This window comes from Psychrobacillus mangrovi (assembly GCF_037104765.1).
GTDB classification, from domain to species: Bacteria; Bacillota; Bacilli; order Bacillales_A; family Planococcaceae; genus Psychrobacillus; species Psychrobacillus mangrovi.
The window spans coordinates 151,543-176,575 of the sequence record NZ_JBAWSY010000003.1 but is presented as its reverse complement, the minus strand read 5'-3'; the positions used below and the strand labels follow the sequence as shown (position 1 = coordinate 176,575).

Here is a 25,033-nt window from a genome sequence, read left to right as displayed (position 1 = left end):
AAATTTTGAAACCGATTAGAGAACCTTACTTAAGAAGGATTTTGTTCGATCGTGTTGTGGGTTTTCAAATATTTCTTTTGGAATATTTTCTTCCACTATGAAACCACCATCCATAAAAATAACGCGGTCGCCTACTTCTCGAGCAAATCCCATTTCATGAGTAACAACTACCATCGTCATCCCCTCTTTTGCTAATTGTTTCATCACTTCCAGTACTTCTCCAACCATTTCAGGATCTAATGCAGATGTCGGTTCATCAAAAAGCATAATTTTAGGTTCCATCGCAAGTGCCCTTGCAATAGCTACTCGTTGCTTTTGACCACCTGATAAAGAATCTGGATACGCATTTGCCTTTTCTTCAAGTCCAACTTTACGGAGTAAATCTAAACCTTTTATCTTTGCATTTTCTAAAGATAACTTTCTCACTCTCATAGGGGCAAGAATAATATTTTCCATTACCGTTTTATGGGGAAACAAATTAAATTGTTGGAATACCATACCTACTTCGGTTCTAACTTTATTAATATCTGTCTTCTTATCTGTTATATCAATACCTTCTATCGCCACACGACCGTCTGTGATCAATTCAAGTAAATTCAAGCATCTTAAAAAAGTTGATTTTCCTGATCCAGATGGTCCAATCACTACTACAACTTCCTGAGGTTTAATGGCAACATTGATATCCTTTAATACTTCATTTGTACCAAATGATTTTTTTAAGTTCTTTACCTGTATCATTCTGTTGCCAACCTTCTTTCAAGATGATTTAATAAGAAACTTAAAGTAGTAGTTAGCACTAGATAAATAAGGGCAGCTGTAAGATACGGTTCCCATACGCGGTAATATTGACTTGCTAAAGCACGACCATAATACATAAGTTCAGGAGTTGCAACAATTGCAGCTAAGGAAGATTCTTTAATAAGAACAATGAACTCATTCCCTAAAGGAGGTATCATTCTTTTAATAGCTTGCGGTAGAATTACATCTTTCATTGATTGGACATGATTCATGCCAAGAGAACGTGATGCTTCCATTTGCCCCTTATCGATTGACTGAATACCTGCTCTGAAGATTTCAGAAATATATGCACCTGCAATTAAAGAAAGGGCAATAATACTGGCTACTATCCCATTTGTATGCCCGATGATCATAGGCACTACCCCAAAGTGAATTAATAAGATTTGAACAAATAATGGTGTTCCACGGAAAAATACTATATAGCAACTGCAGATAAATGAAATTACTTTGTTTTTCATCATTTTTCCTAAACCAACTAACAACCCTAATATTGTTCCTATTAGTATTCCTATAAGTGATAAGCCTATTGTTAGAAGTGTTCCCTTCAAAAAGAAAGGAATATATTCTACTAATATGTCAAATCTAAAATCCATTTTGTTCCCCCCTTGTGAAAACAAAATTGCGTAACTTTTTATTTGAAGTCACGCAATTTAATTCTTAAAACTTATTGTTGCGCTAATATTGTATCTACATCAGGTTCTGTACCAAACCACTCTTTATAAATTTTTGTATATGTTCCATTTTCCAGGACAGCTATTACAGCTTTATCAAAATCTCCTGTAAGTTCACTTCCTTTTGGAAACATAATTCCATAAAACTCACTTTCAAAACCTTCTTCATCTGTAATTACAACTAGTTTCTGATCAGGGTTATTTTTTGCATATTCCTCGACTACTGCATTATCCGCAACTACCGCATCTGCCCCACCATTGATCATTTCCATAATAGCTAGGTTATTATTATCGAATTTTTTTATATTACTATTATTTTTACCAAGAATACTTTCTACTGCTTCTTGACCTGTTGTTCCACCTAATACCGCTACTACTTTATCTTTCTTTAAATCCGCAGCAGTTTTTATATCACTACCTTCAGGAACTAGGATTTTGTTAGTAGATAAATAATATGGGACTGAGAAATCGTATGTTTGCTTTCTTTCATCATTAATTGTTATCGCACATATCCCTAAATCTGAAAGCTTGCTTTTCACTTCAACAAATAGTGGATCCCATCCAACATTTACTAACTCAATTTCGTAGCCAGCTTCTGCAGCAACAGCATTCATAAAATCTACATCAAAACCAGTCATTTTCCCTTGATCCAAATAAACAAAAGGTGCATAATTTGCCTCTGTAGCAACTTTGAGTGTTTTTTTACCATCACTTGTGCTGCCATTCTTATCCGCATCTGCGTCAGCCTCTCCAGACCCACATGCTGCTAAGATTAAAGAGAAAATTATGACTATCGTAAGAAATAAATTCTTTTTCATTTCATTGCCCCCTATTTAAGTTTTTAGAGCCTTTTATTTTGAAAGAAAAGAAAAGAAAGGTAGATATCCTAACTATAGATATCTACTCCCTTTCTAGATTTCCTTATGCCTTAACTTCCTTTTTCACATCTTTTGGTCCAAATGTAGCTTCACGTGTCCACCATAATGGAATCTTTATGCTTTCCTCTGTTAACTTACCTTTACCATTTGCAACATCCTGCGCAATTTCATATCCAGCTTGCGCGTGACGAACCACTCCAATTCCAGAATCTACGGTCATTGCTACTTCTAGTCTCATATCGGACTCAGCCGTTCCGTCCGCAACCATCGTTACACCTGTATGAACCGCCTCTCCCATCGAGTAGTTTGCTTGAATCGCGATTAAGTCACACATGCCTACTGCGTTAAGAAGACCGTTCAACATTGGCCAGTCAGAGATTAGGTCACTTCCATCTTTCATGTTTTCGGATTCGAATGTTGGATTCACAATAGAGCCAGAATCTAAATTGTCACGAGAGAACGCAACTGGTCCTGCCAGTTCTCCGCGACGAATCATGTCATTTACTTCTAGAGCAAAAGCTTTACGTTGGCCAAATCCCATGTAGCATATACGTGCAGGTAGTGCTTCAATTGGGATGTGCTCCTTTGCCAGTTTTATCCAACGAGTCACCAGATGGTCATCGCTAAATTTTTCTAGAATCATGTCATCAATTTTGCGGAGATCGTCTGCTTCTCCAGATAGGCAAACCCAGCGGAATGGTCCACGCCCCTCACAGAATAGCGGGCGGATGTATTCTGCCACGAATCCTGGAAGACGTTTCGCTTCTTTTTCATTCATTCCCGCATCGATACATTCTTTACGGTGGCTTGTCCCATATTCAAATGAATGGACACCCAAATCCATGAATTTGATAAGTGCTTTCAATTCACGCACCATTGTCTCACGTGCTTTTTCCAGATACAGTTCACGATTGGAGTCACGTAGCTCTTCTGCTTCTTTGACTGTATAACCAGCTGGCAAGTAAGAAATCGGGTCATGCCCAGGCGTCATGGAAGTGGATATATCCGGTAGCCATACTTTTTCAAGTACTTCCTCAAAAATATCTGCGGCATTTCCAACTACTGCGATGCCAAGTGGTTTTCCAGCCGCAGCATATTCCTTCGCTTTTGCAATCGCCTCGTCTAGTGAACCCGCAACCTCATCGATGAACCCTTTGTCAATACGACGTTGAATGATCTCAATGTTAGAGTCACAAAGAATCGCTACCCCACCGTGCATCGTCATTGCGCGTGTTTGGTTCCCACCCATACCTCCAGCTCCTGCAGTCAAAAGGATCTTTCCAACAAGGGAATCATTGTAATGCAGGCGAGCAATCGCAGAAAGTGTTTCAAATGTTCCTTGAATAACTCCTTGTGTACCTATGTACTCCCAAGGTGCTGCTGTATAATTCGCGTAGATCGTGAGATTTTTATCTTGTAAATCATAGAATGTTGGCCAATCCGCTTTCATGATATTCGTCGTTGCCATTACCACTGTTGGTGCATACTTATGTGTCTTGAAAATTGCTACCGGCATCCCTGATTGCACGACTAGTGTCTCATCATCCTCTAACTCTTTTAATGATTTCACAATGGCATGGTAGGATTCCCAGTTACGTGCTGCTTTCCCAATACCACCATAGATAACAAGTTCTTCTGGTTTTTCTGCGTTCTCCATATTGTTTTCTAGCATACGTAGAATCGATTCCTGTCTCCACCCTTTACAACGTAACTCAGGACCTCTTTGCGCTTTTACAGAATACAAAATTTCTGGTGTTGTCATTGATAGTTCCCCCTAAATTCAAAATTTTGATCTAACACTTTTTTATAATGCAAGTTACGTGCCAATTTTCTAAATTTTTATAAAATTATTAAAATATCCTGTCTAGACTCGTTTGATTATATGAGATTATTTTTTTCTAACTTAATTTTGAAGATAAAGAGAAGAAATATTCGGTTTGAAACTGCAGATATTTTTATACAAAATATTAAATTTCTAATTAAATAATCAAAACATGTTGAGAACATTGATGTTTATTAGGTGCAGATAAATTTTACATGCAGACTCTTCTAAATAATCAGAAGAATTATGTTATACTATTGATAATTTTATTTATGAAAGGGAGTAAAACTACCATGACTGTTGCTTCTATCGGATCGATTATTCGAAGTTTTGTAGATGGAGTGATTGCTCTAAACGAGAATCATGAAATTCTTTGGCATGACTTAAATGAAGACTTTCCAGTTAAGATCTCAAATGGAATGGCTATTCGTAGTTTTATAGACTGTGATCACAACCAGTTTAACAACAATGTATCATTTACTCTTCAATTAGATGGAAGAAAGTTATCTGTAGATGTCAAAGTTTTTTCTTCTGATTGTTCTATTGTTTTTTTATGCCTAAAATATTTGGAAAGCGATTTAACTTATATAGAGGAGAGATTATATTGCTTAGAAAAAATAATTGAAGCTCTTGATGAAGGAGTTATGATGAGTAACTCAGAAGGAGAAATTACTTTATATAATGATGCACAAGAGAAAATGGAGGGATTATCTAGCAAGGATATAATAGGTAAACATTTATGGACTGTATATAATTACAACCCTCAATACTCGGAACATCGACATACATTTAAAACAGGAAAACCTATTTATTCTAGATATCGTGCACATTCAAATATTAATGGAATACCTAAATATGTTAACTATAGTACATTTCCGATTCAAAAAGATGGAAAAACCATTTCAGTTTTTTCTCTCAGTACGAATGAATCTAAATTGAAAGACCGTCTTCACCAAACAATCGAATTAAAAAGACAAGCAAATATTTCAACTCAAGATAAAGTCCATTCTAAGAATGGTACTATCTTTACCTTTGATAATATAAAGGGTAAAAGCTTTGCTTTATTAGAACTTATAAAAGAAGCTCAAAATGTTTCTATACATAATGCGGATACATTAATTGTTGGTGAGACAGGTACTGGAAAAGAATTATTCGCGCAAAGCATGCATAACCATAGTCCGAGAGCAAATAAACCTTTCGTTGCAATTAATTGTGCAGCAATCCCAGAAAATTTACTTGAAAGTACTTTATTTGGAACAGTAAAAGGAGCATTTACAGGTGCAACAGACCAGATGGGATTATTTGAATATGCACAAGATGGCACCTTATTTTTAGATGAAATTAACTCGATGCCAATTACTTTGCAAACCAAATTAATGCGTGTTCTACAAGAAAGGTTGGTTCGGAAAGTAGGCTCTAACGAAGTTGCACCGGTAAAATGTACCATTATAAGTGCATGCAACGAAGATCCAGAGAAACTTATTGCAGAAAATAGAATGCGCCTAGACTTGTTTTATAGAATTGCACATACAAGTTTATACATTCCTCCACTTAGAGAACGAATTGAAGATGTACATTTTTTTATTAATTATTTTTTAGGTACGTATCAAGCTAAATTTTCAAAAACAGTTCCACCTCTTTCAGATTTATTACAAAAAAGTTTACTTCATTATTCTTGGCCAGGAAATATTAGAGAATTGGAGCATTTGATTGAAAATTTAATTATACGAGTGCCAGAAAATGCAGAAGAGATTGAAGTTGAACATCTCCCATCGTATATCCGTGGAAAAATATCAATGTATACAAATACTTCGTTTAATCAGAAAGACGAGATTCAAAGGCCGCTTAAAAAAATCTTTAATAGTACTGAAAGACAACTAATTGAAACAACTTTAGTTCAGTCAAATTGGAATGTATCTAGGGCTGCTAAAAAACTTGGCATTACACGGCAAAGTCTGCAATATCATATTAAAAAGCATGATCTTGAAAAACCTACAATTTAATTAGGAAAAACAGAATGGACAGTCGTGGACAAACTTATTTTTATTTAAAATAGAGGATCTAGTTTTCCGAAGTTTTCTGCGATTTCGTATTGATATATAGAAAAGGAGAGAAAACTTGAAGATTATAATTGAAACAGATCGTTTGTATTTATGCGTGTTTGAGGACTCTCAAATAGAGTCTGCTAAAAATTTTTGGGGCGATAAGGAAGTGATGGCATTATGTGATGGACCTACGCCACACGAACTATTATTAAAAGTTATTGAGGGATATCGTAAATGTCATGACGTAAAAGGGTTATCTGTTTACGCTGTAATACTTAAAGAAACAAAAGAGGTTATAGGGTGTGCAGGATTTAATATTGTAAGTTCAATGGAAGAAGTTGAATTAATTTATCATTTTATTAAATCAGCTTGGGGGAAAGGCTATGCTTCTGAAGCTGCCACAGCTTGCTTAGAATTAGTAAAAAGTCACGGTAAAGTTCAGAAGATAATAGCTTCAGCAAGTCCTGAGAATATTGGTTCTCTCAAAATTTTAGAAAAGATAGGATTTACATTTAAAGGTATGAAATGGTTTGATGATACTCAGCAAGATGAGCATTTTTATGAATATATTATTACATCCAGCTAAAAACAAAGCCTATAGACAACTATATTACGTTGGCTATAGGCTTTGTTTCTAAATGCTTGTATTTATACTTCTTGCTTCTTCTATAATACGTTTTATTAACGCTCCTGCTGTCTCATTTCTAGCAAGTAATGGGCTTTGTCCAGCCCACAGAGACATAAACTCTTTATTATTTCCAGCAGAAGAAGCTTTTCGAATAGATTGTGTAAGTGTATTTTGTACCGGAAAATTCGGAATGGTAGATTCGTATTCTTGCATTTCCAATATAAATCTATTTTTAATACCTCTTGCCCATTTCCCAGAAAAAGCACTCGTTAATGTTGTATCTTCATCTTTAGAATTAATAATTGCTTCTTTATGGACAGGATGTGCACCGCTCTCTTCACATGTTAAAAATGCAGTACCCATTTGGACAGCACTTGCTCCTAAGCTTAAAGAAGCCATTAATCCTCTACCATCCATAATACCACCAGCAGCTATAACAGGTATTTTTACATGATCTACTACCTGTGGAGTTAAAGACATTAAGCCAATTAAGCCTTCTTCGTGGGTACTTAAAAAGTTTCCTCTATGACCTCCGGCTTCACTTCCTTGCACAACAATAGCATTCATTCCTAATCTTTCAATGATTAACGCTTCCTTAACAGTTGTCGCAGTACCAATAGAGATAATGTTGCGTTTACTTAATTGATCTAACACTTCTTTAGATGGAACACCAAAAGTAAAAGTACAAATTGGAACTTTTTCTTCCATAATGATTTGTATTTGTTCCATGAATGTATGTTTGGTACTCTCTATACTTGTAAGAGGTGTATTTTCCTCTTGAATGTTTAATTCCACTTTATATTTGCTTAGTAATTGATTGGTTTTCTCTATCTGACTTTCATTAATCTCAAAATAATTTGGAACAAATAAATTAACTCCAAAGTTAGCTGAAGTTAACTTCTTTACTTCTCTGATTTGCTCCTGTAATTGAGCTGGAGTTAAATATCCGGCTCCAATCATTCCAAGTGCCCCATTATTAGAAACAGCTGCCACTAATTTTGAAGTAGTTATCCCTCCTGCCATTGGTGCTTGAACGATAGGATGTTGTATTTTTAATAGTTTAGTAATTTCATTCATCTTCTTTTCACCTATCCTTTTTAACTTCAATCTTTGTGTAAAGGTTTACTTCTAATCCTAACTTATTAGTATTTAACCATTCCATTGCTTTTAGTTCAAGTGGTGATGCATTTTCCACTGAATTGCTTTTCGTTCAATTTCTGATGCTAATTCTTCTTTTCCATTAATATAAGCATCTATATTATATGGAAATTTTTTAGATAGCATTTCTTTTAATTCTCCATATTCTTGTGCACTCTGTGGATTCACTCTTAAGTAATCTCTAAATGCTAGGTGCCTTTCAATTTCCGGATTACCCAATTCATAGATATGGACATGATGCGTTCGATTATCGCCACCCTTTTGGAAATATCTACGCCCTGGAAGACCATTCTCACCCTTTGGTAAATACCCAAGATCAATCATGGTCGTGTTGTATGTATCAATAGTAGATATATCTCGCACAACGGGCATTATATCTATAATTGGTTTAGCTTTTAGTCCAATAATCGAGGTACTTCCTATATGATGTATATCAATGATATGTGAACCAAAAATTTCGTTTAGCATCCTTGCTTCTTCCTCAAATTGTTCCTTCCATTGAACAGAATAGGGTAAAACTTCTACTTTACGCATTTTACTCTCCTCATCATAAAAATGTTTCTCTAGCTGTTTCTTATGTATAGTGGAATAATGGAGGAGTTCAAATTTACCTTCCTTTAGAAGTGAAGTAATACTATTTGCTTCATCCCATGCTAAACTAAACATTTTTTGATCAATGTCACCTTTTGAAAGGGCTTCTTCCAATTCATTTTCATCTTGCTGAATAATCTCTCCACCAGGCAAAACAATAATATCTAAAAATAAATCATCCCACCAAGGAAGATTATTTTCCATTCCTATTTCATTGCAAATATCTATATACCACTGAACGATTTCATCTTTCGCATTAAACATAGTAGTTAAAGTATAATTTTTTCCAACAGGAAAATGTTGCATCCAGCTATATCCGTCATCTACTATACAAATACGCTTGTCACCATAATCTACCCATAAAGGCTCGGCAACTCGCACTAGATTTAATAATGTTACAAGTCCCGTAAATTCTTTCTTTTCAAGAGATTTTTGAGTATACTCCCTTTCTAAAATGCGCTTCCAATCTGAACGATTCCCATATCTCCTTTTTAACATATCTATTCCCCATTTCTAGGTTTGCTCGACCTTCCATTTTATTTAGTTTCTACCTAAGTAAGAAAATTCCTTCTATTTAATCTCTGTTAATATAAACTTATATTGTCCTTTTGCGATGTATGTTGTTTAATAAAAGAAAAAATAGATTGTACTTAGGTGGGAAGTTTAATGTACTTAAAGACAGAACGACTTATTATACGCAACTTTGAAATTAATGATTGGATTGCAGTGCATGAGTATACATCAAATCCTGCTGTAATGAAATACATCCCCGAAGGAGTTTTTACTGAAGAGGATGCAAAGGTCTTTGTAGATAAAAATATTGGTGAAAAAGCTCATATGTTTCCTGTTGTATTGCCAGATATAGAAGAATTAATCGGGCACATTTCCTTTCATAAGTATTTTGGTGATCATACTTATGAGATTGGTTGGGTGTTTAATCCTAAATATTATAATAAAGGCTATGCTTCGGAAGCTGCTCGCTCTATATTAAAATATGCTTTTGAAGAAATGAAATTACACAGAATCATTGCTACTTGCCAACCTCAAAATCCACCCTCTTTTCGAGTTATGGAAAAGATCGGAATGAGAAGAGAAGGGAATTTTAAGAAATGTATTCCTCATGAAAATGAGTGGTGGGACGAGTATTATTACGCTATTTTAGCAGAAGAATGGAAATAATTAATAACCGATAAGTTAGTTAGACTTGTGAAATGCAAGTATGTATCTTTCTTCCGTCTATAGAAGATAATTAAAAATACAGTTTTCGGTTGTTCACTTTAAAATCAGTTACAATATTCATGGATATTAGATAATACAGAATTAATTAGCTTTACAGTAGAAGGAGAATTAATTTGAAAGTTCAAGTTTTATTAAAAGGATTCAATTTTTTATTTTTTGGCTTACTTGCATTGTTTATTCCATTTTTACCTGTCTATTTAGGGGAGAAAGGTTTAACAGCGAGCGAAATAGGTCTAATAATTGGAACCGGTGGATTTGTAACATTAATCGCGCAACCTTTATGGGGATTCATTAGTGATAAGACAAAAACTGTACGTAGGGTGATGCTAATACTTGTTAGTCTAACAGCAATTTTTGGTTACTTCTTATTTAACGTGGATAGTTTTGTGTTACTAGTAATTTTTGCTTTGTTAGTATTCTTCTCACTTATGCCATTGGATCCACTGACGGAAAGCCTTAACTTTACCGTTTCTGAAATGGCTCGAGTCAGCTATGGATCTATTCGAACATATGGCGCATTGGGATTTGCAATTTTGTCTTTGATAGTTGGGTTTTCAATGGATTATTTCGGTATGAGAAGTGCCTCCGTATTGTTTGTTTTATTGGGATTGATTTCATTTGGAATCGTTTGGTTTATGCCCGATGTTCAAGCCTCATCTAAGCCCGTGACAATGAAAGGATTAAAACAAGTATTAAGAAATAAAGAAATGCTTCTATTTTTAGTTATGGTTTTCATTTGCTCAATACCTGCACGTATGAACGATACGTTTTTAGGTATTCATATTCGAGCTCTTGGAGGAGATACTTCGTTAGTTGGAATCGCCTTCTTCATAGCAGCTACAAGTGAAATCATTATCTTTGCTCTTAGTTTTTGGTGGCTACGAAAGGGTAAGGAATTGGAAATCATTACGCTAGCCACACTCTTTTACTTTTTACGTTTTTTTGTATCAGGTTTTGTAACAAGCCCAATTGTTCTAACATTATTGCAATTATTGCAGATGTTAACATTTCCTATTTTTTACACTGCTGCAATTCAATACTTATACAACATTATGCCAAAGGAATGGCACGCTACAGGACAAACTGTTCTAGCATTATTATTCTTTGGATTATCTAGCATTATTGCTTCCTACGCAGGCGGATTCCTTTATAATGAGTTTGGTGGACATACATTTTATTTCATCATTTCAGCGTTGTCCTTCATCGGAGTTGTATTTGGTCTATTGTTGTCTATTCGGAAGCGAAAAATTAATAAATAATTTTCCTGCAAATTGAGTTATGATTATTTCCTTAAAAAATTGGGTATTAAAAATACATAGACTTAAAATTAGTACCTTTTACTAAACTTTCTTTATTTACAGGAAGAGATTTTGGTGGGAGGTGATTAATTGAGAAGAGCCTATGGAGTAAAAAAGCTATCTTCTTATTTAGATACAGTAAGTAATCCACTTACTGAAGAAGAAATAGAAATTCTAATCATTAACAAAGAGATTCCTCACTTAAGACCAATGGCAAATATGATCGTCTTTAATTTGGATCATATTGATTGGTGGCTTAGTCACAAACAAATTTCTCCAAAATGATAGGCCCTGCTAAATGCAGGGTTTTTCATTTTGTAATATCAATTCATATCCATCGTACTAAGCATCCTATCTTTTGAAGGTAATAGTTTAGAGAATAATATTGTCAGTATAACCGATGCAAGTACACCCCATAAAATACCCCACATTAGGGAGACCACTGCTCCAGCAACGATACCGATGCGAGCACCCCAAACAGAAACTTGGCTATTCCTCTTACCCATTTCAAAAGTCGAGTTTTTCTTACTCTTCCAGATTAACCCTACAATTAATACAGGTACCACTCCTCCTCCTGCCATTGAGTATGCAAGAGAAAACAAGTCAATAATAGAGTCCGCCCAAATAGCTGTAATGATAGTGAATATCCCAAATACAACTACACTTGCTCTTGTTAGCCTGAGATAAAACGCATCTTCCTTTCCTTTCATATTCGGAATAACCAAATCATTGATGATTACAACAGCAGCTGAGTGAAGAAGTGATGAAGCACTAGATATAGCAGCCATGAAAATCATGATAAAGAAGGCCAATGCTGCGAATTGCGTCATTTCTTCTAATATCAACCACGATATAGCATTTTCTGCATCGAGCGTTGGATTTTGAATCTTAACTATCAATCCACTAATAGTTGCTAGAGTCGTAAAGATAATTGCTATAATCCCACTTATTAGCATAGCGCGACTTGCTGACTTTGAACTTTTGGAAGCAAAACAACGTTGCCAATAAACTTGAGCAGCTAAAACACCTAAAGTTCCTGTCACAAAAAGTGTTAAAACTTCTATTACTGATAGATTCATTTGAACTAGTTCACTTGATCCCACATCAGCTAAACCAGTTTTTAAATTTGAATAGCTAAAATCAATTCGATTAAACACTTGAAAATAGAACCACACCGCTATTGCAATGAGAATCGCTCCTTGAATTAGGTCGGTCCACACAACTGAATACATACCACCCACTGCCGTATAAATGATGAATACAGCAGAGAATACTAATATCATTATAACTGGATCAGTGCCCGTAAAGGTGGAAAACAAAGCACCCATACCCATAGCCTGTCCACTCACCCAAGCAATCATAATAGATGAAGTCAAAATTGCGACTAGACTCCGAGTAATGCGGTCACGCACGATTAAATCATTCATCAATTCTGCTAAGGTTTTATATGTAAATTTTGCTGCAAAGCCCGCAAATACTAAAGCAAATATTATCTTGGCACCCTGCTCCCCAATGACAAAAGGAATGTTAGCTATTCCAATTTCATATCCCTTAGAAGAATGCCCAACAAAATTTCCTACACCCATAATCGTTGCAATATCGGTAAACAATAACAAGAAAAAAGGTAGCGACCCTCCAGCTATTGCATAATGAGCGAAACTAGCATCAGCCTTCTTTTTAAAGAACAACGACATCCCGATAAAGAATAGAGATAAAACGATAGTTATGGTCCATGTCCAAAAGCTTAAATTCATCAAATCCCTCCTGTTTTCTAAATATTCTATTTTATTATAACAAGTTTATCATTCCCTTTGTGACACACAGGTCAAACACAATTCTGCATTACATTAAATTTTATCAAATTTGAAGCAACAAAAATCCGTAAAAAAAGAGCAGTACCAAGTATCGGCGCTGCTCCATTTTTATATATTTATTTTATCCTCTTAGTTCTGCTCCTGCTTGTTCTGCAAGTGCCGTTAATACTTTGTTATGAGCATTTAATACTTCTTCATCAGTTAGAGTACGTTCTGGATCGAAGTATGTTAGAGAGAAAGCAACAGATTTTTTACCTGGCTCCATCTTCCCTCCTTCATATAAATCGAATAGATGCACACCTTTTAGTAATCTGCCTCCAGAAAGTTGGATGATTGCTTGAAGTTCTCCAGCTGCTTTTTCGCTGTCTACTACTAATGCAATATCACGTGTAATCGACGGGAATTTTGAAACTGGGGTATAGTATAATACATCCAATTCTTTATTTAATACTTTTGCTAAATTTATTTCTACTACATAGGTTTCTTTTAAATCACGTGCTTTTTGCTCAGATGGGTGTAACTGACCGATAAGGCCAATCTCTTCTCCTGCTAGTTTAATGGAAGCAGTTCTTCCTGGATGTAAGCCATCTATTACAGCTTTTTCAAACGTAAGTTCACCTGTATGCCCAAGAAGTCCCATTAATCCTTCTACAATTCCTTTTAATACAAAGAAATCAACTGCTTTTTTCTCACCTTGCCAGCTATGGTCTACCCATTTACCTGCAATAACCACAGCTAAATGTTCTTGCTCATGAGGTAATCCAGATTCTGTTTCTCCTAAGAATACCGAGCCCACTTCATAAAGTGACACAGTATCTGCCTGACGTGCAGTATTATACGTTACAGCTTCCAATAAATGCGGGATTAAGCTTTGGCGAAGGATGCTGCGTTCTTCACTCATTGGCATTAATAGTTCTGTAACTGGAGCAGTTTCTAATGCAAATTTTTGAGACATTTCTTTAGAAGTTAGAGAATACGTAATAGCTTGATAAAGACATGCACCTTCCAAATAAGCGCGAACTTGACGACGTTTTGCTTGATAAGAGGTTAAGCCACCTGGTTTTGATTCTTCCACTGGTAAGGTCATTGGAATCTCATCGTAACCGTACATACGAGCAATTTCTTCCACAATATCCTCTGGAATTTTAATATCTTGGCGACGGGTTGGTGCATTGATATATAAATAACCATTTGCAGCTTGAAAATCAAATTTTAATCTACTTAAGATTGATGTCATGTCTTCTAAAGAAATCTTCATTCCTAAACGATTGTTAATAAAGTCTGGAGACACAACTACTTCTGCAGATGTTTTGTCTAGCTCATCCACAATTACAGAACCAGCTAACACTTCTCCGCCAGCAAGCTCAGCAAGAAGACTAGCTGCACGCTCAGCTGCTAGAATTACACGATTTGGGTCGACCCCTTTTTCAAATCGAGCGCTTGCATCACTGCGTAGATTGTGATCTTTGGACGTTTGACGGACGGACCCACTTGCAAAGTATGCAGATTCAATTACGACCGTTGTAGTTCCATCATGCACTTCTGAATTAGCACCACCCATTACCCCAGCAATAGCAACTGGCTCTTGACCATTTGTTATTACTAAGTGGTTGGATTTCAAAGTACGCTCCTGATCATCAAGTGTGACAATTTTTTCTCCTTCTTTTGCAAGACGAACGACAATTTCTTTTGTTTCTAGTCTGTCATAATCGAATGCGTGAAGTGGTTGCCCATATTCCATTAACACATAGTTTGTAATATCTACTACGTTATTATGTGGACGAACTCCAGCTGCCATCAAGCGATGTTGTAACCATAGAGGTGATTCTTTCACTTGAACATTCTTCACTACTTTTGCTACGTACATTGGATTTTCTTCTATAGCATCAACACGCAGGTGTAAATAATCAGATGCTTTTTCATTACTTTCATTGTAAGTAGCTTCCGGATATTTCATGTCTTCCGATAGGATTGCTCCGACTTCATAAGCTACGCCAAGCATACTTAGTGCATCTGAACGGTTAGGAGTTAGGCCAAGTTCCAGGACAGTATCATCTAAACCGAGTAAAGGTAAAGCACTTTCTCCAGGAGTTGCTGATTCTGGAAGCACATAAATTCCTTCTGCGTATGCTTTAGGTACAAGTCTTCCCTCAATACCTAACTCTTGAAGAGAACAAATCATTCCGTTTGATTCTTCTCCACGAAGTTTTGCTTTTTTAATCTTAATTCCACCAGGAAGAACTGCCCCTGGACGTGCAACAATTACTTTTTGTCCAGCTGCAACATTTGGAGCTCCACAAATAATTTGTGTCGTCTCTTCTCCTACGTCAACTTGGCAAATATTTAATTTGTCTGCTTCAGGATGCTTCACTTTTTCTTTCACGTATCCAACAACTACATTTGTCATTCCTTGAGTGCGATCTATTACTGCATCGACTTCAATACCGGAACGAGTTATTTTTTCACCTAAATCTTTTGGATCAAGCCCTTGTGTGTTCACATATTCTGATAACCATTTTGTAGAAACTAACATATCATTTCCTCCTTACACTTCTGTTCGGTGGAATTGCGATAAGAAACGCACATCATTTGTATAGAAATGACGAATATCTTCCACTCCATATTTCAACATTGCAATACGTTCTGGACCCATACCAAATGCAAATCCGGATAGTTTTTTCGAATCATATCCAGCCATTTCAAGTACATTTGGATGCACCATACCAGCACCTAAGATTTCAATCCACCCTGTTTTCTTACAAACGTTACATCCACTTCCTCCACACTTAAAGCATGAGATATCCATTTCAACAGAAGGCTCTGTGAATGGGAAAAAGCTTGGACGTAGACGGATTTCACGGTCATCTCCGAACATTTTCTTAGCAAATACAGAAAGAGTACCTTTTAAATCACTCATCCGAATGTTTTCGCCAATAACCAAACCTTCTATTTGAGTAAATTGGTGTGAATGAGTCGCATCATCATTATCACGGCGGTACACTTTACCTGGACAAATAATTTTAATCGGCTTACCTTCTTTTGCTTCCATCGTGCGAGCTTGCACTGGAGATGTATGTGTACGAAGAAGAATGTCTTCTGAAATATAGAAAGAATCTTGCATGTCACGCGCTGGATGGCCTTTAGGTAAATTTAATGCTTCAAAGTTGTAGTAATCCTTTTCAACTTCTGGACCTTCTGCGATTTCATAACCCATGCTAATAAATAGGTCTTCAATCTCTTCTACAACGCGAGTTAAAGGATGATGATTACCTGTTTTTACTGGGCGACCTGGCAACGTTACATCTATGGATTCTTTTTCTAATTGCTCTTGGATTGCTTGCTCTTGAAGTAATGTCATCCGTGCTTCTAAAACTTCTGTTACCTCTTCACGTACGACATTTACAAGTGCCCCCATTTTCGGGCGTTCTTCTGCAGGTAGTTTGCCCATTCCTTTTAATAAATCAGTAATAGGCCCTTTTTTACCTAGGTATGCAACACGCACATCATTTAATTCTTTTACATTCCCTGAAGCTTCAATTTTTTGCAACGCTTCTTCTTTTAACTGTTGAAGTTGTGCTTCCATTTTTTATAATCTCTCCTTAATCAAGTTCGCCTTGGTGTATTTGAATCCAGGTTTGTATTGAGCTCGCTCGATGAACTCCTTTACAAAATCTTTAACTTCCGCCGAAGGCCCTAATTTCAATCTTGTTGCTCTCTCACTTATTGAAATTTGACAAAATAAAAACCCCGCCCCTATAAAAGGGACGAGGACTAATTTCGCGGTACCACCCTGATTATTGCACATGAATCGTGCAATCACTCAATTCGACTAACGGCTCTACACCGGCACACCTTTACAGCAGAATGCTGGTCCCGGTGGCAGCTAACGGGGTGAACTTCTATATGCATTCTCTTTTTACACTTTCAGTCAAGGTGTAAAATTCCTTTTTTCGAATTGTCATATATACTTTTCCCGATGACAGCTTTTTATTTATCAAATTATATTCTATTATACGGAGTTTTCAACGTTCTATCAAGTGTGACTTTTTTTATATTATGCGCAACTGAACCATAATGATGCGCATACTAATAAAAGCGTCTTAACGAAATTTCCGCTAGGGTTGTTGATTTCCACTCCAGGCGGACGCTTTCCGCCATCATGGCTTCAGCCGCTTCCTTCGCTTTGCTCAGTCCAGGGTCTTCAGCTAATGCTATTCCGGCTGGAGTTGCCGCCTTGCGCTACAATCAACAGATTGGGCTGACTAATTATTTGGTCAACTTCCTATAGCCATTGCTAAGATGACGTGGATAAACCAAGTGCTCTATTCAATTTAGTTATAAGTTAGTAAGTAAATTCCATTGATTTTCGCAGCAGGCGGCGACTCCAGCGGGATGAGTGAGACAAATAAGACATCACAAGCGAACGCGTAGCGTCGGTGATGGCTTATCGCTCACCCCGCGGAAAGCGTCCGTCTGCAGCGAAAATCTTAGCAGTCACCTAATAGTACTAAATAAGACGCGTTATCCTTAGATTACTTAACATTACTTCCCTTACTCAATGTTGCTCATATGCGAACTATAATGACAATCCGTACAACAGTATTCCTGTTGCGACCGCCACATTTAATGATTCGGCTTGTCCTATTAGGGGCACGATAATATTTTGATCAGTCTGCTCTAGTAGCTCTTTGTTAATGCCGCTTCCCTCATTTCCAACAATTAAAGCAAAAGAATTACTTTTCTCTACTTTATGAAATGGTGTGGAATTTTCGAATGCCGTGCCGAAAACGGAGATTTGACGATTTTTCAATTGCTCTACCCACGAATGCAAGTCCCCTTTTAAAATTGGTATGTGAAAATGTGAACCTTGTGCAGATCTAAGTGTTTTAGGATTAAAAGCATCCGCAGATCCTTTTCCTAAAATAACTGCATCAATTCCTGCAGCATCTGCTGTACGAATCATTGTACCAATATTACCTGGGTCTTGAACTGCATCAATTAACAAAAGACGACTCCACTTTAGATGCTCTTCCTCCATCACAGTTTGCTGCTTACAATGAGCAAATATACCTTGTGTATGCTCCGTTTCAGCAAGTTCTTTTTTAATAACTTCATTAATTTCTACTATTTCAATATTAGTCACATCCCAAGTATCTGGAATTTCGCTTGTGTCACTAATCATTATGGTTAAAACGTTTGTTTTTTGTTTTATCGCTTCTTCTACTAAATGATATCCTTCTATTATAAATTCGCTTGTTTTCTCGCGCTCTTTTCGAACACTTAATAATTTTTTCCAATGTTTCACCAGCGAATTCTGCGTGGATTCAATTCGTTTCATTTATATGTAACCGCCTTTTTTATTTAATAGTAACAAATTCATGTATAGCAAGCGAGTGTTTGGAAAAGATAATTGCAAGGAGTGATGAAAAATGGATTTTCAAATTCGAGAAGCAATATCAGCTAATATGAAAGGGCATTCTCCGTCCGATATTCGCGGAGTTGTTGAGGATGCGATTCAAAGAGGAGAAGAACATTTACTTCCTGGACTTGGAGTGTTCTTTGAAAAATGGTGGAAAATTGCAGATGATACGAAGAAAAACGCTGTACTTAATGAACTTTCAACTGCATTCAAATAAAAACAACCCGTGAAGGAACGATTCTTCACGGGTTGTTTTTATACTTCCTCTTCTTCCAAAGTATGTTTTCGAATATTTACATAAAAAATAAGATATTGGGTTATAGAAAGAACAACTAGATTCAAAATGATCAATAGCTTTGATGTTGGTAAAAATATAAGGATAACTGCGGATAAAGGCAATGACCATGAAAAGAAAGTGTAAACTTTCTGGGTTGCTTTATTTGTAATCATTTGCCATGCTTCATCATCTTCCATATATTCTGGTGGTTTTGAACTCCAAATAGTTATTTTATTTCTTGGGTTGTTTTTATTATATTTAGATATTTTCGCACCAAATATGATAACCATCACGATGTAAACAGGAATCAGTAAAAACATGATAAAACCTTCTAATGCACCTAACTCTACAGAATAAATGAACGAGCTATTAGAATTAGCAAAGTTTGTTATTGTACCAGTAATAACGATTGCAAATAATAGAAACAGCAAGGCAAAGCCCATTTGCCAAAGTGGGTATTGCACTCGAAAATCCTTTTTCATTTCCATTCCTCCCCTTCTAACCAAAATAATTCATCCACTTTACATTCGAGAATATTTGCAAGCTTTAAAGAAAGTGTAATAGATGGGGAGAATTCCCCTTTTTCAATAAACCCAATTGTTTGTCTTGTTACTCCGACTTTTTCACCCAATTGCCCTTGTGTGTAGCTATATCTTGCGCGCAATTCTTTTACTCGATTTTTGAGCATACATATAACCCTTCCTAAACGTTAACTATTATATACATAATGTAATGTATACTTAACATAAAGTCAACTATTATTAACTATATGTTATTTAAACATAACCTTATTATCTTTTTAATTATAAAATTGCGAAAAAATTCACAAATATCATTTTCTTATATAGACCGCTATTTTCATATAAATATGCAATATATTAAATACTTTTTTCTTCCATAAAAGTAAAATATAATCTTGCTATTTTATAATATCAATTTATAATGGTTTTATTGGAATTATTAGAAAAATTCTAATTTATATTTAATTGAAGTAAAGAGGAGTAGAAAAATGAGCACATCCATAGAAACTATAGTACTTGCTTTAAAAGAATTCTTGGAAGATGACCAAGTTTCGGTCAATCAAACAATAAGAGAGCTTCATGGTAGAGACGAATCCTATCATGATATAAGTCTTCCTGATATTGTGGTATTTCCTAGAAAAAATTCAGAAGTAAGTAATATCATGAAAGTAGCAAATGATTTAAAAATACCAGTTGTCCCATTTGGTCGTGGTTCTAGTCTGGAAGGCCATATAATTCCCTACGATAAGGGAATTACTATTGACTTTTCGTTGATGGATAAAATTATAGAAGTTCGTGAAAAGGATTTGCTTGTAAAAGTTCAGCCTGGTGTAACTAGAACTCAGTTGAATAAGGAGTTAAAAAAATACGGACTGTTCTTCTCAGTTGATCCGGGAGCAGATGCAACTTTAGGTGGGATGGCTGCAACAAACGCAAGTGGTACAACTACCGTAAAATATGGAGTTATGCGTGATCAAGTCCGCGATTTAGAAGTAGTACTTGCGGATGGAACTATTATACATACCGGAAACTTAGCTGCAAAGTCATCTTCTGGATATCATTTGAACGGTCTTTTTGTTGGCTCGGAAGGGACACTTGGTTGTTTCACAGAACTAACTTTAAAGGTATATGGTATTCCTGAATTTACAACAGCTGCTAGAGCAGTTTTCCCTACAGTCCAAAATGCTGTAGAGGCAGTTACATCTATTTTACAAGCTGGAATTCCAATAGCTCGAGTGGAATTAGTCGATGAAGAATCTATTCGTCAAGTAAACCATTTTAGCGATACAAATTATGCAGAAAGACCAACTCTTTTTTTAGAATTCGATGGCAATGAATCAGGATTACAGCAAGATGTTGAGTTTACAAAAGAAATAATGGAAGATCATGGATGCGAAGAAATTCAATTTGAAACGGACAATACAGCTCGCACGAAACTATGGGATGCAAGACATAATCTTGCTTACGCTTATATACATGGAAACGTTGGGAAAAAGATGATGGTTACGGACGTTTGCGTACCGATATCTGAATTAGCAGGTGCAGTAACTTTTGCAAGAAAAGAATTAGAAGCAATCGGACTTACTGGTGGAGTTGTAGGACATGTTGGAGATGGGAATTTCCATGCTCTATTAATGATTGACATGAACAGTCCAGAAGAAGTTGCTAAAGCTGATGCATTTAATGAAAAAATCGTTCACTATGCACTAGAACGAGATGGTACTTGTACAGGAGAACATGGAGTTGGAGTAGGTAAACAAAAATATCAGGCTGCAGAACATGGAGAGGCACTTCATGTAATGGAAAAGATTAAACTAGCACTTGATCCAAATAATATTTTAAATCCTAATAAAATAGTAAAAATAGAAAGCTTAGGTGAATAAATTGAAAGTTTTAGAATCTATCAGTAACTTTGCAGGAAAATATTTTGCTTTTTTAGTAATAATAGTAGCAGTTATCGCCTTCTTAATTCCGGATACTTTTTTACCGTTCGGAAAGTATATTACGATATTACTAGGAATTGTTATGTTTGGGATGGGTCTTACGTTGAAAGCAGTTGACTTTAAGTTAATAGCTACTCATCCGAAACCTGTTTTAATCGGCGTTGCAGCTCAGTTTATTATTATGCCTTTAACAGCATTGGCTATTGCTTATATATTACAGCTTCCTGGAGAACTTGCAGCTGGACTTGTCCTGCTTGGCTCTGTACCCGGAGGAACAGCTTCTAATGTTATGGTTTATTTAGCAAAAGGAAACGTACCTTTATCCATTACAATGACATCTTTCTCGACGTTACTTGCACCTTTACTTACGCCGCTATTACTGCTTTTATTAGCAGGTCAATGGATGCCAGTTGATGCACTATCGATGTTTAAATCAATCGTACAGGTAATTATTCTTCCAATAGCTCTTGGATTAATCGTTAAAAAATTATTACCTACTTTTGTAGAAAAAAGTTTAAATGTCGTTCCCCTCATCTCTGTTTTAGCAATCATTACAATCGTTTCTGCGGTAGTAGCAGGAAATGTAGACAATATTGCTTCAGCTGGATTTTTAGTATTCCTAGGAGTATTTCTTCACAACGGGGCCGGTCTCCTTTTAGGTTATTATACAGGGAAAATGATTGGACTTTCCAAACTGGATTGTCGAGCAATCTCTATTGAAGTTGGTATGCAAAATTCAGGATTAGGTGTTGCCTTAGCTACCGCTCATCTAGGTCCTCTAGCAGCATTACCGAGTGCACTAGGTGCAGTTTGGCACAATATTTCTGGTCCTATCCTCGCGACATATTGGTCTAAGCGTCCAGTAGAGGGAAGTGAAAAAGTAAGCTCTACTACAACTAAAACTACAGTGTCTGAAGTGTAATTCACAAAAAAGACTGACTCATTTGCCGATAACACGACGATGGGTCAGTCTTTTTATATGCAGTATGGTACATAATAAACTTTTTTTCAGGAAAAGGTAAAATGAGTGTCCTAAGCAAATAATAAAGAGTGATTCAGCATCTCCCGAATCACTCTTCCTATGTAGTGATGAAGCCGTCCATCTTGACAGACAACATCACTATATGATGTTTCAAAACAATCTTTTCACATTGCTAGACAAACCCTGGCTTGACAACATGTTATACTTTATTAATTGGTTGCTATGCCATCACAGAAGCAAGTACTGCTTTTTGAGCATGCAAACGGTTTTCAGCTTGTTGAAAAATATATGAGTTTGGTCCATCTATTACAGATGTAGCAACTTCTTCTTCACGATGGGCAGGTAGGCAATGTAAAAACATATAGTCTGGTTTTGCATTTGCTACTAATTCATCATTAATTTGAAAACCTTTAAAGTCTTCAAGTCTTTTTGCTGCTTCCTCTTCCTGACCCATAGAAGTCCAAACGTCTGTATAAACTACATCTGCATTCACAACAGCCTCTAATGGATCATTTGACACAAAAAGTGACCCTCCATTTTCCAGTGCTATTGCTGATGCTTTTTGAATTATTTCAGCATTCGCTTCATAACCAACAGGAGTAGCCACTGCAATATGCATTCCCATATATGCTGCCGCTATTACTAAGGAGTGAGCTACATTATTTCCATCACCTATATAAGCAAGCTTCAAACCTTCCATATCCTCTTTTACCTCATGAATCGTTAATATATCTGCAAGAGCCTGGCAAGGGTGATAGATATCAGTTAAACCATTTATAACAGGTATACTTGCATGCTTTGCAAGTTCTTCCACCATTTGATGTGAATTAGCACGGATCATAATGCCATCTAAATACCCAGATAAAACATTGCCTGTGTCATATACTGATTCACCTCGACCGATCTGAAGATCACGAGCATTCATAAACATGCCATTTCCGCCTAATTGTTTCATCCCAACCTCAAAAGAGATTCTAGTACGTGTCGAATGTTTTTCAAAAATCATACCTAATGTTTTCCCCTCTAATAAGGGGGGACACTTACCAGCCTTAGTCAATGCTTTCAATTCAACTGCTAGCTGTATTAATTCTCTCACTTCCTCTTTTGAGTAATCCAAAAGTGTTAGAAGGTCTTTGCCTTTTAAACTATCAACCATTTTTAGATTAACCCATTCTAATAATTTCATTTATAAAAACTCCTTTTAACGTATATTTATGTAACCCTTATTATAAATGTGAATAAATATAAAGTCAAATGAATTTTAATACAAATTTTATAATAATAAAAAAGTCTAGAAAGGCTATTTTCTGCCTTCTAGACTTTTTTCATTAATCAAATGTTATTTTGTTTACAGTGTTTCGATCTAACTTTTTAATTACTTCTATTAGTAGTTTTACTGTATATTCATAATCATCTCGATGTAATATTCCTGCATGCGAATGAATATAACGAGTGGCAATTCCGATAGATAAAGAAGGAACTCCATTTAAAGAAATATGCATAGACCCAGCATCTGTACCGCCACCTGGAATCATCTCAAATTGATATGGTATATTATTTTCTTCTGCCGTATCAATTACTAGGTCACGTAGACCTTTATGTGAAACCATTGAAGCGTCGAATAATATAATTTGAGGCCCTGCTCCCATTTTGCTTGTTGACTCTTTTGCAGAAATGCCCGGTGTGTCACCTGCAATACCTACATCCACTGCAAAACCGATATCTGGCTTAACTTTTACTGTAGAAGTTTTCGCTCCACGCAAACCAATTTCCTCTTGAACGTTTCCAACTCCATATACAATATTCGGATGTTTTTCATTTTTTAATCCTTTTAGTACATCAATTGCAATGGCACAACCAATGCGATTATCCCAAGCTTTTGCCAGAAGTAACTTTTCATTATTCATTACTGTAAACTCAAAATGTGGAACGACCATATCCCCTGGTAATACTCCCCATTCCATTGCTTCTTCTTTGGAAGATGCACCTATATCAATAAACATATCTTTTACATCAACCGCTTTTTTACGAGCATCAGGAGTTAATATATGCGGAGGCTTTGACCCGATAACACCCGTAATTGTGTCTCCTTTTCGAGTAACAATTGTGACACGCTGTGCTAGCATGACTTGTGACCACCAGCCACCTACTGTTTGAAAACTCAAAAATCCTTTATCATCTATTTTAGAAATCATGAAACCGACTTCATCTAAATGACCTGCAACTATAATTTTTGGTCCGTTTGCATCGCCGACCTTTTCGGCAATTAGACTTCCTAGATTGTCATATTCAATTTTGTCAGCATGAGGAGCAATATATTTCTCCATTACCTCACGTGCTTCTCGCTCATTTCCCGGGATAGCTTTAGCATCTGTCAATTCCTTTAACATAGTTAACGTTTCATCCAGCTGTGCCATTATTTCGACCTCCTAAATATATATCTAATATATTATATTCTAAAATGTATGCATTTTCAAAATTTAACTAGTTAGTCTGCTCCTGCACCGCCTCCACCACCATCACTCCCTCCACCACTTCCTCCACTAGAAGATCCTCCCCAGGAAGAACCATCTGATGAAGCACCTTTAGTCCATTTCCATGACTGAGTAACATAATCAAGTGGATCCGTTGAAGTTAAAAGCAAAGCAGCGAGAGGAGCTGATATCTCCTGCAAAGTAGCCTTCTTTTCATTTTTTCTACCAAGTAGGTAAGCTCTGACAACCCATTTTTCTTGTTCCATATCACTTAAATTATCTGGTATACCTGATTTAATGCTATTTCTGAATGAGCGTATAGCATCCCTAGCACGAACAGCATTCATGGATAATATATTTTTTGGAAGTACTATATAAAAAATAGTGACTATGAATAACAAATACACTAATAGATCAACTAATTCATCATTAATAAGGGAAGATGTAGCAAAAAACATAATAATAACATACAAAC

23 protein-coding genes and 1 other annotated feature are annotated in these 25,033 nt (G+C 36.1%); of the genes, 8 read left to right on the top strand and 15 right to left on the bottom strand.

The features are described from left to right. Positions 1–15: 15 nt before the first annotated feature. The 4 genes from WAX74_RS06765 to hutU form a co-directional block, all read right to left on the bottom strand. Positions 16–738: an amino acid ABC transporter ATP-binding protein gene (locus tag WAX74_RS06765; RefSeq protein WP_336496897.1), complete on the bottom strand. Its 723-nt coding sequence runs from the start codon at positions 736–738 to the stop codon at positions 16–18. Further along, on the bottom strand, positions 735–1,391 hold the full coding sequence (locus tag WAX74_RS06760) for an amino acid ABC transporter permease (protein ID WP_336496896.1): 657 nt from the start codon (positions 1,389–1,391) through the stop codon (positions 735–737). Before WAX74_RS06760 ends, WAX74_RS06765 begins: the two co-directional genes overlap by 4 nt. A 71-nt stretch (positions 1,392–1,462) precedes the next feature. Continuing rightward, positions 1,463–2,287 carry a basic amino acid ABC transporter substrate-binding protein gene (locus tag WAX74_RS06755; protein WP_336496895.1) on the bottom strand — a complete coding sequence of 275 codons (825 nt, stop codon included), beginning with the start codon at positions 2,285–2,287 and terminating at the stop codon, positions 1,463–1,465. Positions 2,288–2,390: 103 nt separating this feature from the next. Further along, on the bottom strand, positions 2,391–4,109 hold the full coding sequence (gene hutU / locus WAX74_RS06750) for a urocanate hydratase (RefSeq protein ID WP_336496894.1): 1,719 nt from the start codon (positions 4,107–4,109) through the stop codon (positions 2,391–2,393). Between the two features lie 353 nt (positions 4,110–4,462). Between hutU and WAX74_RS06745 the strand changes: the two genes are divergently transcribed. Together WAX74_RS06745 and WAX74_RS06740 are read left to right on the top strand one after the other, a co-directional pair. Then, on the top strand, positions 4,463–6,172 hold the full coding sequence (locus WAX74_RS06745; protein WP_336496893.1) for a sigma-54 interaction domain-containing protein: 1,710 nt from the start codon (positions 4,463–4,465) through the stop codon (positions 6,170–6,172). Between the two features lie 115 nt (positions 6,173–6,287). After that, the gene (locus tag WAX74_RS06740; protein WP_336496892.1) at positions 6,288–6,800 is read left to right on the top strand and encodes a GNAT family N-acetyltransferase; all 513 of its coding nucleotides are present in this window, start codon (positions 6,288–6,290) and stop codon (positions 6,798–6,800) included. Positions 6,801–6,848: 48 nt separating this feature from the next. Here WAX74_RS06740 and WAX74_RS06735 read toward each other — a convergent pair whose 3' ends face one another. Together WAX74_RS06735 and WAX74_RS06730 are read right to left on the bottom strand one after the other, a co-directional pair. Then, positions 6,849–7,919, bottom strand: coding sequence for an NAD(P)H-dependent flavin oxidoreductase (locus WAX74_RS06735; RefSeq protein ID WP_336496891.1), 1,071 nt, complete (start codon positions 7,917–7,919; stop codon positions 6,849–6,851). Positions 7,920–8,009: 90 nt separating this feature from the next. Next, the gene (locus tag WAX74_RS06730) at positions 8,010–9,089 is read right to left on the bottom strand and encodes a GrpB family protein (RefSeq protein ID WP_336496890.1); all 1,080 of its coding nucleotides are present in this window, start codon (positions 9,087–9,089) and stop codon (positions 8,010–8,012) included. A 168-nt stretch (positions 9,090–9,257) separates the two neighbouring features. Here WAX74_RS06730 and WAX74_RS06725 point away from each other — a divergent pair, with 168 nt between their 5' ends. The 3 genes from WAX74_RS06725 to WAX74_RS06715 all read left to right on the top strand — a co-directional run bounded on the left by WAX74_RS06725 (position 9,258) and on the right by WAX74_RS06715 (position 11,413). Continuing rightward, positions 9,258–9,770: a GNAT family N-acetyltransferase gene (locus tag WAX74_RS06725; protein WP_336496889.1), complete on the top strand. Its 513-nt coding sequence runs from the start codon at positions 9,258–9,260 to the stop codon at positions 9,768–9,770. Positions 9,771–9,943: 173 nt separating this feature from the next. Further along, on the top strand, positions 9,944–11,089 hold the full coding sequence (locus WAX74_RS06720) for an MFS transporter (protein ID WP_336496888.1): 1,146 nt from the start codon (positions 9,944–9,946) through the stop codon (positions 11,087–11,089). A gap of 129 nt (positions 11,090–11,218) precedes the next feature. Continuing rightward, the gene (locus tag WAX74_RS06715) at positions 11,219–11,413 is read left to right on the top strand and encodes a hypothetical protein (protein WP_336496887.1); all 195 of its coding nucleotides are present in this window, start codon (positions 11,219–11,221) and stop codon (positions 11,411–11,413) included. Between the two features lie 38 nt (positions 11,414–11,451). On the opposite strand, the gene WAX74_RS06710 is transcribed toward WAX74_RS06715, so the two are convergent. The 4 genes from WAX74_RS06710 to WAX74_RS06695 form a co-directional block, all read right to left on the bottom strand. After that, on the bottom strand, positions 11,452–12,882 hold the full coding sequence (locus WAX74_RS06710) for a sodium:solute symporter family protein (protein ID WP_336496886.1): 1,431 nt from the start codon (positions 12,880–12,882) through the stop codon (positions 11,452–11,454). A 181-nt stretch (positions 12,883–13,063) separates the two neighbouring features. Continuing rightward, complete coding sequence (gene pheT / locus WAX74_RS06705) at positions 13,064–15,475, bottom strand: phenylalanine--tRNA ligase subunit beta (RefSeq protein WP_336496885.1); 2,412 nt, start codon at positions 15,473–15,475, stop codon at positions 13,064–13,066. A 12-nt stretch (positions 15,476–15,487) separates the two neighbouring features. Further along, a complete protein-coding gene (gene pheS / locus WAX74_RS06700; protein WP_336496884.1) occupies positions 15,488–16,525 on the bottom strand; it encodes a phenylalanine--tRNA ligase subunit alpha in 1,038 nt (345 codons plus the stop codon). 174 nt (positions 16,526–16,699) lie between these two features. After that, positions 16,700–16,932: a binding site (T-box leader), on the bottom strand. A 586-nt stretch (positions 16,933–17,518) separates the two neighbouring features. Next, the gene (locus WAX74_RS06695) at positions 17,519–18,280 is read right to left on the bottom strand and encodes a TrmH family RNA methyltransferase (RefSeq protein ID WP_336496883.1); all 762 of its coding nucleotides are present in this window, start codon (positions 18,278–18,280) and stop codon (positions 17,519–17,521) included. Positions 18,281–18,371: 91 nt separating this feature from the next. Between WAX74_RS06695 and sspI the strand changes: the two genes are divergently transcribed. Then, complete coding sequence (gene sspI, locus WAX74_RS06690) at positions 18,372–18,578, top strand: small acid-soluble spore protein SspI (RefSeq protein WP_336496882.1); 207 nt, start codon at positions 18,372–18,374, stop codon at positions 18,576–18,578. A gap of 38 nt (positions 18,579–18,616) precedes the next feature. On the opposite strand, the gene WAX74_RS06685 is transcribed toward sspI, so the two are convergent. Both WAX74_RS06685 and WAX74_RS06680 read right to left on the bottom strand, forming a co-directional pair. Continuing rightward, positions 18,617–19,120, bottom strand: a complete 504-nt coding sequence (locus WAX74_RS06685; protein WP_336496881.1) for a hypothetical protein — start codon at positions 19,118–19,120, stop codon at positions 18,617–18,619. Then, positions 19,117–19,326, bottom strand: coding sequence for a helix-turn-helix transcriptional regulator (locus tag WAX74_RS06680; protein WP_336496880.1), 210 nt, complete (start codon positions 19,324–19,326; stop codon positions 19,117–19,119). Before WAX74_RS06680 ends, WAX74_RS06685 begins: the two co-directional genes overlap by 4 nt. 321 nt (positions 19,327–19,647) lie before the next feature. On the opposite strand from WAX74_RS06680, the gene WAX74_RS06675 reads away from it, so the two are divergent. Together WAX74_RS06675 and WAX74_RS06670 are read left to right on the top strand one after the other, a co-directional pair. Then, positions 19,648–21,042: an FAD-binding oxidoreductase gene (locus WAX74_RS06675; RefSeq protein WP_336496879.1), complete on the top strand. Its 1,395-nt coding sequence runs from the start codon at positions 19,648–19,650 to the stop codon at positions 21,040–21,042. Position 21,043: 1 nt separating this feature from the next. Next, a complete protein-coding gene (locus WAX74_RS06670; protein ID WP_336496878.1) occupies positions 21,044–22,024 on the top strand; it encodes a bile acid:sodium symporter family protein in 981 nt (326 codons plus the stop codon). Between the two features lie 280 nt (positions 22,025–22,304). On the opposite strand, the gene argF is transcribed toward WAX74_RS06670, so the two are convergent. From argF to WAX74_RS06655, 3 genes are all read right to left on the bottom strand, one after another. Then, complete coding sequence (gene argF / locus WAX74_RS06665) at positions 22,305–23,270, bottom strand: ornithine carbamoyltransferase (RefSeq protein WP_336496877.1); 966 nt, start codon at positions 23,268–23,270, stop codon at positions 22,305–22,307. 142 nt (positions 23,271–23,412) lie between these two features. After that, positions 23,413–24,501, bottom strand: a complete 1,089-nt coding sequence (locus WAX74_RS06660; protein ID WP_336496876.1) for a M42 family metallopeptidase — start codon at positions 24,499–24,501, stop codon at positions 23,413–23,415. Between the two features lie 71 nt (positions 24,502–24,572). Further along, positions 24,573–25,016, bottom strand: coding sequence for a hypothetical protein (locus WAX74_RS06655; protein WP_336496875.1), 444 nt, complete (start codon positions 25,014–25,016; stop codon positions 24,573–24,575). Positions 25,017–25,033 lie beyond the last annotated feature (17 nt).

Coding starts and splice junctions, on each gene's coding strand:
- WAX74_RS06765 (WP_336496897.1), bottom strand. CDS start 738: ATGATACAGGTAAAGAACTTAAAAAAATCATTTGGTACAAATGAAGTA.
- WAX74_RS06760 (WP_336496896.1), bottom strand. CDS start 1,391: ATGGATTTTAGATTTGACATATTAGTAGAATATATTCCTTTCTTTTTG.
- WAX74_RS06755 (WP_336496895.1), bottom strand. CDS start 2,287: ATGAAAAAGAATTTATTTCTTACGATAGTCATAATTTTCTCTTTAATC.
- hutU (WP_336496894.1), bottom strand. CDS start 4,109: ATGACAACACCAGAAATTTTGTATTCTGTAAAAGCGCAAAGAGGTCCT.
- WAX74_RS06745 (WP_336496893.1), top strand. CDS start 4,463: ATGACTGTTGCTTCTATCGGATCGATTATTCGAAGTTTTGTAGATGGA.
- WAX74_RS06735 (WP_336496891.1), bottom strand. CDS start 7,919: ATGAATGAAATTACTAAACTATTAAAAATACAACATCCTATCGTTCAA.
- WAX74_RS06730 (WP_336496890.1), bottom strand. CDS start 9,089: ATGTTAAAAAGGAGATATGGGAATCGTTCAGATTGGAAGCGCATTTTA.
- WAX74_RS06725 (WP_336496889.1), top strand. CDS start 9,258: ATGTACTTAAAGACAGAACGACTTATTATACGCAACTTTGAAATTAAT.
- WAX74_RS06710 (WP_336496886.1), bottom strand. CDS start 12,882: ATGAATTTAAGCTTTTGGACATGGACCATAACTATCGTTTTATCTCTA.
- pheT (WP_336496885.1), bottom strand. CDS start 15,475: ATGTTAGTTTCTACAAAATGGTTATCAGAATATGTGAACACACAAGGG.
- pheS (WP_336496884.1), bottom strand. CDS start 16,525: ATGGAAGCACAACTTCAACAGTTAAAAGAAGAAGCGTTGCAAAAAATT.
- WAX74_RS06695 (WP_336496883.1), bottom strand. CDS start 18,280: ATGAAACGAATTGAATCCACGCAGAATTCGCTGGTGAAACATTGGAAA.
- sspI (WP_336496882.1), top strand. CDS start 18,372: ATGGATTTTCAAATTCGAGAAGCAATATCAGCTAATATGAAAGGGCAT.
- WAX74_RS06685 (WP_336496881.1), bottom strand. CDS start 19,120: ATGAAAAAGGATTTTCGAGTGCAATACCCACTTTGGCAAATGGGCTTT.
- WAX74_RS06680 (WP_336496880.1), bottom strand. CDS start 19,326: ATGCTCAAAAATCGAGTAAAAGAATTGCGCGCAAGATATAGCTACACA.
- WAX74_RS06675 (WP_336496879.1), top strand. CDS start 19,648: ATGAGCACATCCATAGAAACTATAGTACTTGCTTTAAAAGAATTCTTG.
- argF (WP_336496877.1), bottom strand. CDS start 23,270: ATGAAATTATTAGAATGGGTTAATCTAAAAATGGTTGATAGTTTAAAA.
- WAX74_RS06660 (WP_336496876.1), bottom strand. CDS start 24,501: ATGGCACAGCTGGATGAAACGTTAACTATGTTAAAGGAATTGACAGAT.
- WAX74_RS06655 (WP_336496875.1), bottom strand. CDS start 25,016: ATGTTTTTTGCTACATCTTCCCTTATTAATGATGAATTAGTTGATCTA.